The organism is Marinobacter denitrificans (assembly GCF_008795955.1).
GTDB lineage: Bacteria > Pseudomonadota > Gammaproteobacteria > Pseudomonadales > Oleiphilaceae > Marinobacter > Marinobacter denitrificans.
The window spans coordinates 227,510-241,239 of the sequence record NZ_VMHN01000004.1; the positions used below are offsets into that span (position 1 = coordinate 227,510).

Consider the following 13,730-nt stretch of genomic DNA (forward strand, 5'->3'; position numbering starts at 1 on the left):
CGTTGAGATGTCCGATATAAAGAAAGAATCCATTAAAGTACTCTATCGTTCGATGATTGACGCACTGCAATATCCTGACGCATATCCTTGGATAACGTCTAAGTGCGGGAGCCAGGCTGCGATTGCTTCCGTTGAGAGAAGATCAATAGGCATTCATGCAATGACTCTGAATACATTCAAGAAATATTCAGACGCCGCTCTCGACGGCGGTTTCGAGCAACTTGAAAAATTAAGGGTTGCTATCAAAAGGAAGAGCAAAAATGCTAACGGCGAAACGTCGAAGGGAACTAAAAGTAAAACCGCTGTTTATAAAGAAAAACTCGATGAAGCTGAGAGGCTTCGAGCGATCCTCATCCGAGCATACACTGACTTGAACAGGATCTGTCTCGATGCGGTCAGAAAAAGCCCTGAATACCAATACGATTTGGACAGGCACAACGAATTGTATCGTGAGTATTTTTCTTTGACGCTCGTTGCTAATGATGACTAAACAACTGTATCGCCTCATTAAAAATGTTCGACTTCCGACAATAGATAGATTCGATAGTGAGACTGGTGAGATCTTTTTAAACGAGCGTGTGCAGCCAGGCTATTACTCGTTTGTTTGGCCTAATGGCTCCCCTTGCTTACTCGCAGAAATGTATTTATGCGATAAAAGTAAGACTTTGACGGTGAACCAAAAAGATGGTGGGACACTTGGGAATTATGCGCGAAACCTTACCCACCTAGTTCGATTTTGCTACGCGAAAAAGGTCGATTTCGCTGAGTTGAAGCACAGCCATATCGATGAGTTTATCTATGAGCTCTGTCACGAAACTGATGTCTACAACGAGCGCGTCAGGAACAACAATACGGTTAAAGCCATTGTGGCAACCTCCATTAATTTTCTGGTGTGGGTTCAGCAAAATATCGCCACAGAGAGACTGATTGCAGGCGTGGATGATGCTGATAAAAGGTATCAGATAAAGCTTAAGCAAGAGGTTTATGCACATAGAACTGGTCGGCAAACCATTCACAACGTTTTTCCGATGAACATACCAAGAGCGACCACTGCGAACGCAACCCCCATTTCAACAACTAACGTCAGAACATTGTGGGATACCCTTGAGGCTTCAAGAAGCGATACGAATGTGAGCAGAAAACTGCAAGGTCTTTTCTCTAAAAAGCAACAGGCGGACCATCTTGAATACATGCATAGAAGGCGTGAGCTGCAACTGGTATTGCTTGAAGCAACGGGGCTCCGGCCTCAAGAATTAATTACCGTACCTTGTTCTAACAATGTGGCAAGCCTGAGAAAATCGCAACTGATTCTCCCCACACTCAAAGGCCGGATCGATTCCAAGAATAATATGAGAACAATTCCAATTCCACGCAGCTTGGCGATGAAGACTGAAGTATTTATTAATTTTCATAGAAAGAAATTAATTGAACGCCTGCTTGCTTCAGGAATTATTCAATCAGAGAAGGATGTCGACAATGTAATCTATCTAAATTCTGAAAGCGGGAAAGAGGTGCTTCCAGATGCCGCTTACCAGGAATTCCGGAGGCTTACGGTAAGAGCCGGTATCAAACAAAAGAACTGTCAGAAAATGTTTAGACATCGCTTTGTCACCAATATGGTAAAGCTGCATTTTATTAGCTTCATGGATAAGAACCCATTGAAGACCCGCCACATCATTACCGACAGTGATTACCGAACAATTCTCAGAAAAGTCGCAAGTTTTACAGGCCATAAAAGTGTTGATTCATTGTGGCACTACATCGATTTGGCCTGGGAAGAGCTTGATGCCTTCGCACACTCCTATGAGGTGAAGGAGCTTCAGGACAGATTGAAGAGCATTTTCTACCTAACCAATGAGATGAAAGGAGATGTTCACAGTCTATCTGGAAAGAAGATTAGCAACGTAACCATCGAGAAGTTAAATGCCAAGCTCAATCAGATTGAGGATCTCGTCGCGAACTCCCGAACATAGACTGCGAGCCCTAGCCAATCATTGGCTCATTACACCGACTGCCCTACACTAGCGGTCTTTTCTTCAGGAGATACTATGTCCAGCACTTATGATGTGATTATTATAGGAGCAGGTGCCGCTGGGCTAATGTGTGCTTCAACAGCGGGATATCGCGGCAGAAGCGTATTAGTACTCGATCGTGCCAATAAACCTGGTAAGAAAATTCTCATGTCCGGAGGCGGTCGTTGCAATTTTACGAACCTAAACAGCACGCCGGCGAATTTCCTGTCTGACAATCCCCATTTCTGCATTTCGGCGCTCAAGCGTTACACCCCTCAAGACTTTTTAGAATTGGTAGATCGCCACGGCATTGAGCATGAGGAAAAAGCGGCGGGCCAGCTTTTTTGTAAAGTCAGCAGCAAGGAGATCCTTAACCTGCTACTCACTGAGTGCGAGTGGGCTGGCGCAGAAGTTCGACTCAAAACAAGCGTGAATAAAATCAGGAGTATCAATCACGGCTATCAGCTACAAACCAGCGGCGGCACCCTTACCTGTGAATCCCTGGTCATCGCCTGCGGTGGGCTATCTATCCCCACAATGGGCGCCACAGGCTTCGGATACGACGTTGCACGGCAATTTGGTCTTTCCGTGCTTCCAACCCGCGCAGGACTTGTCCCCTTTACACTGTGTCCAGAACTAAAGGAGCGACTGGCGCCACTCTCCGGTGTGAGCTGCCCTGTGGACGTGTACTGTAACAACGAACATTTCCGCGAACCGATGTTATTCACTCACCGTGGTCTAAGCGGTCCCGCCATGCTGCAAATATCAAGCTTCTGGCATCCCGGAGATACAATACGGATCAACCTTCTTTCGAGCGTGTCTGTTTGCGATAGGCTGCACGAACATCGCAAAACTAAACCACAGAGCCATATCCGCCACTTTCTCGAGGATTTCTTGCCGAAGAGGTTTGCAAAAGCTTTCTGTGAACTCCAACAGTGGAACAAACCATTTCAGTATTGCCGTAATGAGGACTTAGAGGCGATAGCTGACGTCCTAAGTCATTGGGAAGTGCGACCCGCAGGAACAGAAGGGTACAAAACAGCCGAAGTTACCTTGGGCGGCGTGGACACCCGTGACCTGTCATCAAAAACGATGTCAGCAAACAATCAGCCGGGGCTTTTCTTCATTGGCGAAGTGCTGGATGTGACTGGTCATCTGGGAGGTCATAATTTTCAATGGGCTTGGGCTTCTGGAGTAGCCGCTGGACAACATGCCTGAATGGTTTTTGGCATTTGAAATTCAATCAACCATTGCGGAAGAACAGACGACCTGGAGTCAACGGCTAAGTGAGCAGATCCTTAGGTGAGCACTGTAGATGATCTGCTAGCAGGTAGATTTTTTCGATAGTGATATTCACTTCTCCTCTCTCAATCTTCCCCACATAACTTCGATCAATTCCCGTTTCATGAGCGAGTCGTTCCTGAGAAAACCCTTTCGATTTTCGAATCGTACGCAAATTCCGGCCAAACGCCTCACAAATCGGTGAGCCCATTTCTTGCCCTCACAAAAGACAAGACTATGGTTTCTTGAGGCATGGGAGGCCACGGCATATACTACCCATTTTTCGGGGGTCGACCAGATCGACCTAAAGACCAAGTGGACCGCCTTATGAAAAAAACAGAGCGACTGCACGTCGACAAGATCCTGATCGAACTTCTCAGAAAGCAATCAGGCACCCCTTTTTCCAATACAAGCATTCGGGATATGTATCTTCTTCAATTACCCGAAGGCCAGCAGCCAAGCCGCAACCAACTCCGCAAGCATATATACAGAGAGCTTCTACGACTTGAATCGGCCAAAGTAGTCGAGCGCCATGCGGGATCGACCGGCCGCGGATGCAAGTTTATCTATCGTTCTGAGAACAAAGGCACTGTCCTGGAAGCTAAGCCCTCTCCGTTTAGTGGGGCAAATGAGCAGGTTGAATCGTCGATGGATGTTGAGACACAACGGGCATTGCAGGAGGAGCTCTCCAAAAGGAAGGTCGAACTGATTGCCAGTATTGGTGAAGCCGAGGAATACCAACGCCTATATCAAAAATACCCGGCGCTGCGAAGCGCCGTGAAGGCGCAGTACCATGAGTCTCGCGAGAGAAGCACGAAGCTTCTAGGCCAACTTCGTGCTGTAGAGTCGATCATCACAACAATTGGGTTTCCCGCATGATTCAATTGCGAGCTTGGCAGAGCGAGTGCATTGATCAAGCCCTCGAAGCGTTTGAGCACCAAACTCACTTCCTGTGTCATGCAACGCCAGCGGCCGGCAAAACCGTAATGGTGGCGTCTGTTGCAAAAGCTCTCTTGGAACTCAATAAAATTGATTTCATCTTATGCTTCTCCCCGTCAAGGGCAGTGTCAGAAAGCGTTGCTTCGACATTTAGTCAAGTCCTCGGGCGAAGCTTCAATGGGCAGATTGGCGCAGCAGGTGGCTCTTACACCTATCAGTCGATGAGCACGCTTCCCACAGAGCTATGGCAAGTAATGAGTGAGCACAAGGTTCTCGTGGTATTAGACGAGATTCACCACTGCTCTGGAAGCAGTTGGAACGAACTCACAATTGGCAACAGTTGGGGCCGAACAATTCTGGACAGGATTCAAGGTAAGGCTTCCTTCACAATGGCGCTATCAGGAACGCCTTGGAGGACTGACGACACCCCAATCGTACTTTCTCACTACACGCGTCCTGACGGTGAGCTCCAATGTGATTACGAGTACGGCTTGAAACGGGCGGTTACAGACGGCGTTTGCCGAGCCCCAAAGATCGTGCTCACTGATAATCGGCAAATCAGTCTGAGGTCATCGGAACTCGGCCTTAAAACCTACTCCAGCATCCGGGAAACAATCAGTCAGGGTCATATTACCTATCCTGACTTTCTGTTTCGGGACGAAGTGATCGACCATACACTCTCGGAAGCATCCAAAAAGCTATTAGAGATCCGGAAGCAAGTTCCCACCGCTGCCGGCCTCGTCGTAGCTGCGACAGCGGCACATGCAGAGCAGATTGCAGTTCGGCTTACGGCGCTCGGAGAAAGGCCCGTTGTTGTCACTTACAACACGCCCGGAGCCCATCAAATTATTTCTAACTTCAAGACATCATCTGATCGATGGATCATTTCTGTGGGTATGATCAGCGAAGGAACTGACATCCCCAGATTACAGGTATGCTGTCACCTCAGCAGGATTCGAACAGAACTCCATTTTCGGCAAGTTCTCGGCAGAATACTCCGGCGTCAAACAGGGGAGCCCTCTGACATTGGTGGCTGGCTCTACGTCCTTGCAGAACCCAATTTGACGGAGTTTGCACGCAGAATTGGTGATGACCTACCAGGGCAACATGTGGTTTCTTTTTCGCCAAAATCATCAAAGCAAACCACGGATGAAACAAAAAGGTCTGAAGTGCTCCAAAAAGAGGATTACGCACCGGAGTGGGAACTCGATATCGATAATACGGGCACATGGGATATCGCATCGGAACATAACGGCGCTAGGGAAACTATTGATCTATGTGTGAGCAATCAATACTGGAGTGAGGTGTTGTCCCTATTCGGGGAGAGGGTATTGTAGTTTGGTCGGAAAATTTTATATGGCAGGGTATCTCAAGACGCCATACAGGCTCTATTCAACATAGGTGGCTCATTGGTTTCGAGTGCCGCCTCAGCATTGCTGGGACTTCTGCAAAGTACTAACACCTAAAAACGTAGGGCTTCAGATGAGTTCTCTGAATAATCACTCACCGCTTCTGGTCGTTGATCTAGAGGCGACCTGCTGGGAAAGTCGAAAGGCCCCCTCCAGTGAGCCACAAAGCATTCACAACATGGAGATTATCGAGCTTGGGTGCGTATTGGCGAGCAGACGAGGCACAGTATTGGATGCCCGCTCTTTTCTTGTCAGACCCACTCGTAATCCCTTGCTGAGCGATTTCTGCACTGAGCTGACGAGTATCACCCAGTCGATGGTAGATGCAGCACCGGCGTTTCCGGAGGTAGTTCAGACAATGAACCTTTGGCTTGCCGATCTTTCCAGCAAATTCGTATGGTGTAGTTGGGGGAATTACGATCGCTTGCACCTAGAAGCGCAGAGCCAGCTGGATGGGGCTCAACCGACGATATTGGCTTACCCACATTTGAACTTGAAACGTATCTGGCGGCGCACCACTGGCCAGAAGAAAAAAAATGGGCTGGCCCATGCCCTCGCATTTCATGACTTCGCGTTTGAGGGCGCCCACCATCGAGGCATAGACGATGCCCGTAACATTTCAAGACTGCTGCCATTTATGGATTGGTCTCTCGAGCGCGAGTTCCGGACACCACCCTCGCTTCACCTTAATCAGTGAGTTAACCCTGGCTCCGCTGCTCGAGGAAGCGCAATGAAAGTGAATTACACATCGTCCGTTACCGGAAAAAGAGCGACCGTGCACGTGGACCAAAGCACTTGGTCGATATTCAAAAAAACACTGAAGATCACCTGCGGTGGCAGAGCATCAACAGATCAGAGGCTATCGGTCGATTACTGGGTCACTGCTTGGAATACCGTACTTGGGCGAAAGACGAAACACTGACATTCGACGCTTACGTATCAAAGCGGCTCGGTGAGGAAATTTTCATTGACCTGGATACTATCGGTCGGCATCACCGGAAAGTTGACTAATCGACGGGCTCTATCGTGACGGCGCCAGCGCAGTCCAGTCCATTATTGACCAGCAACGTGAAGTCATCCCCCGGGTGGATTCCCTGGGAAGATGTCTGCACTTTCCGTGACCACCCTTCTGAGCAAAGACCGCTGAAATAGGCCGGCAAGCCCGTCTCTGATACATACGGCTCCGAACGTAATGGCATACTCCAACTCAGCGGCTGGCCAGCCATGTTCAAATATTCCTCTGCGTACTGAAACTGAGATCCGCTGCCGGCCCGTTCCAGGTAACCAGCCAGTCGATCGTGCATATACACAACCGCCTTCGTGTGTCTGATTGTCATCGAAGGTTCCTTATCGTTTGAGAATGAGGTAGAGAGTTAGAATTCTATATTAGGAGACGAGGCATACGCAGTGAAGCTGATCTGTATTTCGGACACCCACAGTCTGCACTGGCGAATTCCGGAGATCCCAGATGGTGATGTGTTGATCCATGCGGGTGACTGTCTTGGTCAGGGCACACTGGAGAACATCGAAGACCTCAACGATTGGCTGGGAACGTTGCCGCACCGGTATAAAATCGTGATTGCCGGGAACCACGACCGGGCCTTCCAGGAAATGCCGAAGCAAGCTCGGCAGGCCCTCACCAATGCCATTTATCTGGAGGACAGTGGTGTCGAAATCGGAGGCGTTCGTTTCTGGGGTTCGCCCTGGACGCCCACGTTCTTGGATTGGGCGTTTATGCTGGATCGCGGAGAGCCGCTGCAGGAGAAATGGCAGCTCATATCGAGCAATACCGATGTGCTGATCACCCATGGGCCACCCAGAGGCATTGGTGACGAAGCCAATATGGGGTTCAAAAGCCAGAACGTTGGTTGTGCTGACCTACTTGCCCGCATTCAGGAGCTCGCACTCAAAGTACACATTTTTGGCCACATCCACGAGGGCTATGGGGAATACCAGCACAGACAGGCAAAGTTGATCAATGCCAGCACCTGCAACGCACGGTATGAGCCCCGGAACGCGCCGATCGTATTTGAGCTTTGAGGTGGCCAACGTTGAACAGAGGAAGCGGAATGACAGCCGAAGAACTCATCGCGCAGCTACAAAAGCTACCGCCGGAAACACCGGTGCTGGTTGAGGGCTACGAAACCGGCTTTGATGACATTGTTGAGCTCACCCCTGAACAGGTTGTCCGATACCGGCATGCTCAGGAGTGGGATGGCGAATATCAGACGCTGGACCGGTTCTCCAGTGCAGAAAACAAAAGGCTGCTAGCCGCGGTAATCCATGGTCGCCGAGGCCACCGGAGGTAACGTCATGACAGAGAAGAAGACCTATCGCTTGAATGACCTGGTAGCTCAGTGTGATCCCGGCGCGCCCATGCCGGAGGCGGTTCAGGAGTGGGATCAGGCAGTCTCGGTTGGCCTGGAACAAACTGTGATGGGTGACCAGGTGGATATCCGGAATGCGGTCCTGGTGTTTCATGAAAAACTGGCGAATCAGTTCGATGCCATCCAACTGATCCTATTTGGCAGCCGGGCACGCGTCGATTATCACGACGAAAGCGACGCGGATGTGGCGGTTATTTTGGCAGGTCAGCCTCGTGATTTTGTGGACACCAAGCTGGCGATGGCGGCCGTAGCATTTGATGTGCTCACTGAAACCGGCATTCTGATTCAGGCGCTGCCGGTTTGGGAGAGTGAGTGGGCCAATCCGGAAGACTACTTCAACCCGGATCTACTCCAGAACATCACCCGGGATGGCATCGTTCTCTGGCTTGCCACGTGACGTCACCGGCAATGTCTCGTCCAGATACCGGCCAAGCAACTCAACCATCTGAGTGCCCGTGATCAATTGCGCTCGTTTTAGCGCAACAATCAGATCTTCAATCTCATCGGTCACCACCTCATCACCAGCTAGCCGTGTGGCAACGACAGCCAACCTATCAGCGGGTGTCTCTTGGTAGCGGATACCATGCTGAGCGGCTAGGTCGATCACGTAAGATTTGGCGCTGAGTCCGATATCATTCACAAGCGCTCTCCCAAAGATCCATCAATCTTCCGCTATTTCCTAAACATCTACCTCTGGGATGTTTACCCAGCAACAGTTCCGATAGTGAGATTTTTGGAACCGTAAGCCAGTGGTGATTGCTCTTTAGGCCAGTCTTTATCCAAAGACTCGTCAATTTCCACAAAGCTTCGCCCGGAAAGCTCCTGCCGGAAAACGAAATTCTCCCGAAAACACACCCTCCGATGTATCCTCAGCAACGGCTGTGAGTAGTGAGTTTTATGGAACCTTAAGTTGGTGTTGGTGTTGGCATCGTCACGACTGAATTTTTACCCAGGGATCGTCTGCCTTTAACCAGCTCCGCATGGCCGCTCCATGTTCTAAGTGGCCAGATCGCTCCCAATCCCAAACCCAGGCTGTGATCAGCTCAAAGTCGACCACATCATCAATGTCAGTCGGCTGGATGTTCGGAACCACCCGGTTGTTCGGCACCATCCGGTTGTTCTGCTCAATGTAGTGATAAAGCAGATCAAAGACAGCGCGTTCGTAGCTGGCACACCTGAACAAATTCACCGGCATTCCGGACAGTGCCAGAAACTCCGATATTTCTACGATCTCCCGTTCCCCGAACAGATAGGAGGTGTCCGGGAAGTTTTGACCGGCGATGGCCCAGACAGCGGGTGATCCCATGTCATGCCAGAAAGGTTTTAATCGTCCCGGCTGCAGCGTGCATAACGCGGTCTGTCCGGTGATGTATGGAGCCACCATTATTTTCGCTCTTTCGGGGCTTGATCTCGATCTTCCAGGAAATCGTCCGTTACGCCCTCAGAATCAGAATATTCTTCCCATACGGGATCGGTTGGCCGCTCGTAGCGCTTGACCGAGCCTTTTAATCGTTCGAGCGGCGTCAGCTCCTGAGGTAGCGGTTCGGCGAGTTCGTCAGCATGGGCTGTTTGAGCATCAAGGCCTACCAGCAACTCCTGCTCAGTGAACGTTTTCTTATTCATAGGGCCTCTTTGTAGGCGAACCGTTATCCATCTGCCATAGCAAGCGGTCAGCTGCGACATCTATTTAGGAAGGACTTGAACCATTTGGCTTCCGCCGAAGAGGGCCGAAGATTGTATTGCTTCACGGTGCGGAGAAATCTCGCTACATAACCGCATTGGCCAGTCGGTGGCAACCACTCTTCCGGGCCCCGGGCACCCTTGCTTCTGTTCAGGCTTAACTCAACGGGCCAGAGATTGACCATATCGTTCGCGAACGTTTCTCTCTTGGCCTGCGACCAGTTCTTCGCCCCGCGATTCCAGGCCCATTTGAGCGGCACTAAGTGGTCAATGTCAATCTCGCCACTGTTTTGGATGACATTTCCGGTGAAAGGACTTATCCAGCGGCCCGCAATAACCCGGCACTTCCTATCAGTCGCGAAACGCACTGTTGTGCTCGATGTTGCGATCAACGCCTCGGCGCGGCTGTTCTGGCAATCGCCATCGACATCTTCCCATCCATAACCGAACGCTGATCTTTCGTAAGACGTTGAATCGTCTCTCGCTGCCTGTGCTGACTGGTTTTGTGCCAATTTTTTGGGCAATCGCCCACCACTGGCTAGACAAGCATCAACAGAATCAAAAGGCCTGAAATTTTTGGTGCGTTCGTAGTATGAGCTTGCCGGAGGGTGACAAATGCCGGAAGAGGTCCTTTTGACCGTCTCGGCGGCGGCAACCCCGGTTATCGTAGGCAGTATCGCAGCCAATAGACCAAGCTGGAAAAACCTCACTGACCTTCCCCGTATTTAAATTGCTCAAGCAGCAACGTTATGTCGCAACGATGGTTAACAATGTCCTCTGTAGGATAAATCTTACCCGCCCTACAGATTTATCCGCTTTGGTTCATTGGCTGAAAATCAGACAATGTCATTGAGCCACTTGATCAGGAAGATCGGGGCTCAACGCCGGCAAGGATGCCAGGCAAACGCGACACCTGCCAAGTGGTGTGACTCGCCGGGGAGAGACCTGGTGTCGATTTCCGTTCCTTGCCCCATTTCAGGGATAGCGTTAAACCAACTGAGTTTGAAGAGATGTACCTGCTGCGAAAAGCTCGGTTAAAGCCCTTCAAGCTTAAAGTAAGCCACCAGCGGGCCTAGAGCCTTTATGTATAACTCAGCACATTCAGTACTCGCAGAGAATATCTCATCAAGATCGGATCGCAGTAACAGTTGATCTCTGACACTTGCTCACCCAGAATACTGTATAAATAACGCTATGTTGGTATTGGCTGTTGGTTTACGCCCATCGCAATTCGCAGCCAAGCCTCTTCGGAAGGTTGAGCGCGCTCAAATAGCCGTCGCCATGCCAGATAGCTCGGCAGATATGCCGTCCCAACCCCATGAAACCGCGCCATCCAGCCCTTCAAACGACTCATATAACTGTTGACGTTCTGTATGTGGTATTCCTTGCCGATCACGCGCTGATTATCGAGTGTGACCAGTCGGTGGTGGGCAATGCCGTGCTCTCTGGAAAAGGTTTTATACCAGCTGTGACCATCTGAACACAGAATCGAGTCAGGATTGATAATCGGCGTCAGAAAAGCATGAACCGTCGGTTTGTTTAATGCAGGATCCGCCAAATCACTGATGTTACCGTTGCGGTCCCGTGCAATAAGTACCGGAATTTTATCCGCCTTATGCTTCCTGTTACTTTGCCCACCACGCTTCCTGGAACTGCGATGCGTGATGTTGCGCTTGCCTTTGCAGGACTCGGCAAAGAAGGTTTCATCCACTTCGACAATGCCGGAAAGGACATTCGCGTTGGCGTTTGCACTGGCCGTTAGAAAACGGTGACGCCACCGGAAAGCTGTTTTTAAATCAATACCTACTCGAAATGCTGATACGCGCAGAGTCAGGCTGTCTCGCATACATCTCAGGTAATCAAACCACTTGTTGCGGTGATGCAACCTGGCCAGTGATGTTCCGGTAACGGCATTAAAAGTCTTGTGACAGCTCAGACTCTGGCACCGATATCTCTGCAATCCACCGGAATGACCCCATTTGACGACGTGCTCATGACCGCAATGCGGGCATGGGCGATGAGATCTGGCGGTTTCAAGCAAGGTGTGAGCCTGAGCGTTGATCTGTCCAAGAAGCTGATGGGCAAGGTGTTGTTTGAGATCAACCGGGAGGTGGGCCAAGGTCTTTTCGAGGGCATTAAGGTCGGCTTTTTTCATGTTGCGCTCCACCGAAGGACTGTTTATACAGTAGTATATACAGTACTATCAGAACGTACCAACATCAGAAGCCAACATAGCCATAAATAAACAGTATCCTGGTGCGCTTCATGATCTGCATTTTGCTCGGCAACTACGAACCCCTGTCCCGTCTCAAGATCCCCTTGTTCCTTGAACGCCTCTCAGCCGGCTTTCCCTCCCCAGCGGAAGACTACGTCGAGAAAACCATCGACCTCAACGAGCTGTGTATTCAGCACCCTGCTGCCACGTTTTTTGTGCGTGTCCAGGGCGAGTCGATGATCGAGGGCGGTATCTTTCCAAATGATGTACTGGTGGTGGACCGGTCTCTGCGGGCAAAACACGGAGATATCGTAATCGCTAGCCTGGAGTCGGAGATGACGGTGAAGGAGCTCCATCTCGACCCACCACCGGTCCAACTTTTGCCAAGAAACGCAGCGTACAAGCCGATCATCATTGAGGGTGACATGGAAATGGAGGTCTTCGGTGTTGTTACTAATGTGATTCGATCGCTGAAGCGAGGTGGCCAGGGTTGAGCGATTGCCGCAAAACGAATCAGGTCTTTGCGCTGGTCGATTGCAATAACTTCTATGCATCCTGCGAGAAGCTGTTCCGGCCGGACCTCAGAGACACCCCAGTCATCGTTCTGTCCAATAACGACGGCTGTGTCGTCGCTCGCTCAAAAGAAGCAAAAGCCCTGGGCATTAAAATGGGCGTACCAGTGCATTTGATTAAAACCGACATCCGGCGCCACCGCATTCAAGTGTTCTCTTCGAACTACACGCTTTATGGAGATATGAGTCGACGGGTCATGACAAACCTGGAAGCCATGGCGCCACGAGTTGATATCTACTCGATTGATGAAGCTTTTCTGGATCTCACCGGCATTGACCAAGTGATTTCTTTTGATGCGTTCGGCCGCCAGGTGAAAGATACCGTGTATCGAAACGTCGGGCTTCCAGTTTGTGTCGGCATTGCGCCCACCCGGACACTCGCCAAACTGGCCAATTATGCGGCCAAGAAATATTTAAAGACCGGTGGCGTTGTCGATTTGACCGACCTAGCTAGGCAACGGCGTTTGATGGCCCGTGTGCCCGTCGATGAGGTTTGGGGCGTTGGGCGCAAGCTTTCTACCAAACTGCAGGCTATGGGCATCACAACGGCTCTGCAGCTTGCTGATACCGACCTGGCCACGCTGCGCAAACGTTTCTCCGTCGTCCTCGAGCGAACCGCTCGAGAGCTCAACGGCATTTCATGCCTTAGTTGGGAAGATGCACCAGCACCCAAGAAGCAGATCATGTGCTCTCGATCCTTTGGCCAGCCCATTCGGACCTTATCGGACCTCGAAGCCGCCGCAGCGCAATACGCCACCAGAGCCACTGAAAAGCTCCGGAAAGGCCAACAGTATGCAGGGGAGCTGATGGTGTTTATCAGAACCAATCCGTTCCGACCTGGTGTTCCTCAGTATTCCAAAAGTATCTCGGTCAGATTGGTGAACCCAACCCAGAATTCCCGGATGATTGTTCAGAAAACACTGAGCCAACTTCGGTCCATTTATCGGGCCGGTTACGACTATGCAAAGGCCGGAGTTATGCTGAGCGAGTTGGTCGATGAAACTGGGCTGCAAGAAGACCTGTTCGAGTCGTCTTGTACCGGAGAGGAGGATGCTGGCAGGTCTTATAGATTAATGGCAGTTATTGACGAAATAAACCAAAAGTCACGGGCTTCGGTGTTCATGGCAAGAGCGGCCGGCCCGGCTGCCCATACGATGCGACGGGGGCATTTATCGCCAGCGTACACGACTGACTGGAATGACCTCCCAACAGTTAGGTGACATCGACAACATTGA

General features: G+C 50.6%; 18 protein-coding genes. 11 read left to right on the forward strand and 7 right to left on the reverse strand.

Annotated features, from left to right (window positions below):
- Window positions 1-7: 7 nt before the first annotated feature.
- The 3 genes from FO268_RS14450 to FO268_RS14460 all read left to right on the forward strand — a co-directional run bounded on the left by FO268_RS14450 (window position 8) and on the right by FO268_RS14460 (window position 3,230).
- Entirely contained in the window at window positions 8-490 is a 483-nt protein-coding gene (locus FO268_RS14450; RefSeq protein ID WP_150994023.1) for a hypothetical protein, read from the forward strand.
- Window positions 480-1,973 carry a site-specific integrase gene (locus tag FO268_RS14455; protein ID WP_150994024.1) on the forward strand — a complete coding sequence of 498 codons (1,494 nt, stop codon included), beginning with the start codon at window positions 480-482 and terminating at the stop codon, window positions 1,971-1,973. Before FO268_RS14450 ends, FO268_RS14455 begins: the two co-directional genes overlap by 11 nt.
- Window positions 1,974-2,048: 75 nt before the next feature.
- On the forward strand, window positions 2,049-3,230 hold the full coding sequence (locus tag FO268_RS14460; protein WP_150994025.1) for a BaiN/RdsA family NAD(P)/FAD-dependent oxidoreductase: 1,182 nt from the start codon (window positions 2,049-2,051) through the stop codon (window positions 3,228-3,230).
- Window positions 3,231-3,294: 64 nt separating this feature from the next.
- On the opposite strand, the gene FO268_RS14465 is transcribed toward FO268_RS14460, so the two are convergent.
- Window positions 3,295-3,504, reverse strand: coding sequence for a helix-turn-helix domain-containing protein (locus FO268_RS14465; protein ID WP_150994026.1), 210 nt, complete (start codon window positions 3,502-3,504; stop codon window positions 3,295-3,297).
- 116 nt (window positions 3,505-3,620) lie between these two features.
- On the opposite strand from FO268_RS14465, the gene FO268_RS14470 reads away from it, so the two are divergent.
- The 3 genes from FO268_RS14470 (at window position 3,621) to FO268_RS14480 (ending at window position 6,338) form a co-directional block, all read left to right on the forward strand.
- On the forward strand, window positions 3,621-4,172 hold the full coding sequence (locus FO268_RS14470; RefSeq protein WP_150994027.1) for a hypothetical protein: 552 nt from the start codon (window positions 3,621-3,623) through the stop codon (window positions 4,170-4,172).
- On the forward strand, window positions 4,169-5,569 hold the full coding sequence (locus FO268_RS14475) for a DEAD/DEAH box helicase (protein WP_150994028.1): 1,401 nt from the start codon (window positions 4,169-4,171) through the stop codon (window positions 5,567-5,569). The genes FO268_RS14470 and FO268_RS14475 overlap by 4 nt, the downstream gene beginning before the upstream one ends.
- Window positions 5,570-5,714: 145 nt before the next feature.
- On the forward strand, window positions 5,715-6,338 hold the full coding sequence (locus FO268_RS14480) for a 3'-5' exonuclease (protein ID WP_150994029.1): 624 nt from the start codon (window positions 5,715-5,717) through the stop codon (window positions 6,336-6,338).
- Between the two features lie 310 nt (window positions 6,339-6,648).
- On the opposite strand, the gene FO268_RS14485 is transcribed toward FO268_RS14480, so the two are convergent.
- Window positions 6,649-6,978 (reverse strand): HipA N-terminal domain-containing protein, encoded by a 330-nt coding sequence (locus FO268_RS14485; RefSeq protein WP_150994030.1) that lies wholly within the window; start codon window positions 6,976-6,978, stop codon window positions 6,649-6,651.
- Between the two features lie 70 nt (window positions 6,979-7,048).
- Between FO268_RS14485 and FO268_RS14490 the strand changes: the two genes are divergently transcribed.
- Genes FO268_RS14490 through FO268_RS14500 form a run of 3 tightly spaced genes read left to right on the forward strand, consistent with a single transcriptional unit; the run spans window position 7,049 to window position 8,425 of the window.
- Window positions 7,049-7,681, forward strand: a complete 633-nt coding sequence (locus tag FO268_RS14490) for a metallophosphatase domain-containing protein (RefSeq protein WP_150994031.1) — start codon at window positions 7,049-7,051, stop codon at window positions 7,679-7,681.
- A gap of 29 nt (window positions 7,682-7,710) precedes the next feature.
- Window positions 7,711-7,950, forward strand: coding sequence for a hypothetical protein (locus tag FO268_RS14495; protein WP_150994032.1), 240 nt, complete (start codon window positions 7,711-7,713; stop codon window positions 7,948-7,950).
- Window positions 7,951-7,954: 4 nt separating this feature from the next.
- On the forward strand, window positions 7,955-8,425 hold the full coding sequence (locus FO268_RS14500; RefSeq protein WP_150994033.1) for a nucleotidyltransferase domain-containing protein: 471 nt from the start codon (window positions 7,955-7,957) through the stop codon (window positions 8,423-8,425).
- Here FO268_RS14500 and FO268_RS14505 read toward each other — a convergent pair.
- The 5 genes from FO268_RS14505 to FO268_RS14525 form a co-directional block, all read right to left on the reverse strand.
- Window positions 8,375-8,668, reverse strand: a complete 294-nt coding sequence (locus FO268_RS14505; RefSeq protein ID WP_150994034.1) for a hypothetical protein — start codon at window positions 8,666-8,668, stop codon at window positions 8,375-8,377. The two genes, FO268_RS14500 and FO268_RS14505, sit on opposite strands and share 51 nt — an antisense overlap.
- A 291-nt stretch (window positions 8,669-8,959) precedes the next feature.
- The gene (locus FO268_RS14510) at window positions 8,960-9,412 is read right to left on the reverse strand and encodes a hypothetical protein (RefSeq protein WP_225316729.1); all 453 of its coding nucleotides are present in this window, start codon (window positions 9,410-9,412) and stop codon (window positions 8,960-8,962) included.
- On the reverse strand, window positions 9,412-9,651 hold the full coding sequence (locus FO268_RS14515) for an AbrB/MazE/SpoVT family DNA-binding domain-containing protein (RefSeq protein WP_150994036.1): 240 nt from the start codon (window positions 9,649-9,651) through the stop codon (window positions 9,412-9,414). Before FO268_RS14515 ends, FO268_RS14510 begins: the two co-directional genes overlap by 1 nt.
- Before the next feature lie 47 nt (window positions 9,652-9,698).
- Window positions 9,699-10,418, reverse strand: a complete 720-nt coding sequence (locus FO268_RS14520; protein ID WP_150994037.1) for an HNH endonuclease family protein — start codon at window positions 10,416-10,418, stop codon at window positions 9,699-9,701.
- A 482-nt stretch (window positions 10,419-10,900) separates the two neighbouring features.
- Window positions 10,901-11,863 (reverse strand): IS1595 family transposase, encoded by a 963-nt coding sequence (locus tag FO268_RS14525; RefSeq protein ID WP_150994038.1) that lies wholly within the window; start codon window positions 11,861-11,863, stop codon window positions 10,901-10,903.
- A gap of 110 nt (window positions 11,864-11,973) precedes the next feature.
- On the opposite strand from FO268_RS14525, the gene umuD reads away from it, so the two are divergent.
- Window positions 11,974-12,417 carry a translesion error-prone DNA polymerase V autoproteolytic subunit gene (umuD, locus tag FO268_RS14530; protein ID WP_150994039.1) on the forward strand — a complete coding sequence of 148 codons (444 nt, stop codon included), beginning with the start codon at window positions 11,974-11,976 and terminating at the stop codon, window positions 12,415-12,417.
- Entirely contained in the window at window positions 12,414-13,715 is a 1,302-nt protein-coding gene (gene umuC / locus FO268_RS14535; protein ID WP_150994040.1) for a translesion error-prone DNA polymerase V subunit UmuC, read from the forward strand. Before umuD ends, umuC begins: the two co-directional genes overlap by 4 nt.
- Window positions 13,716-13,730 lie beyond the last annotated feature (15 nt).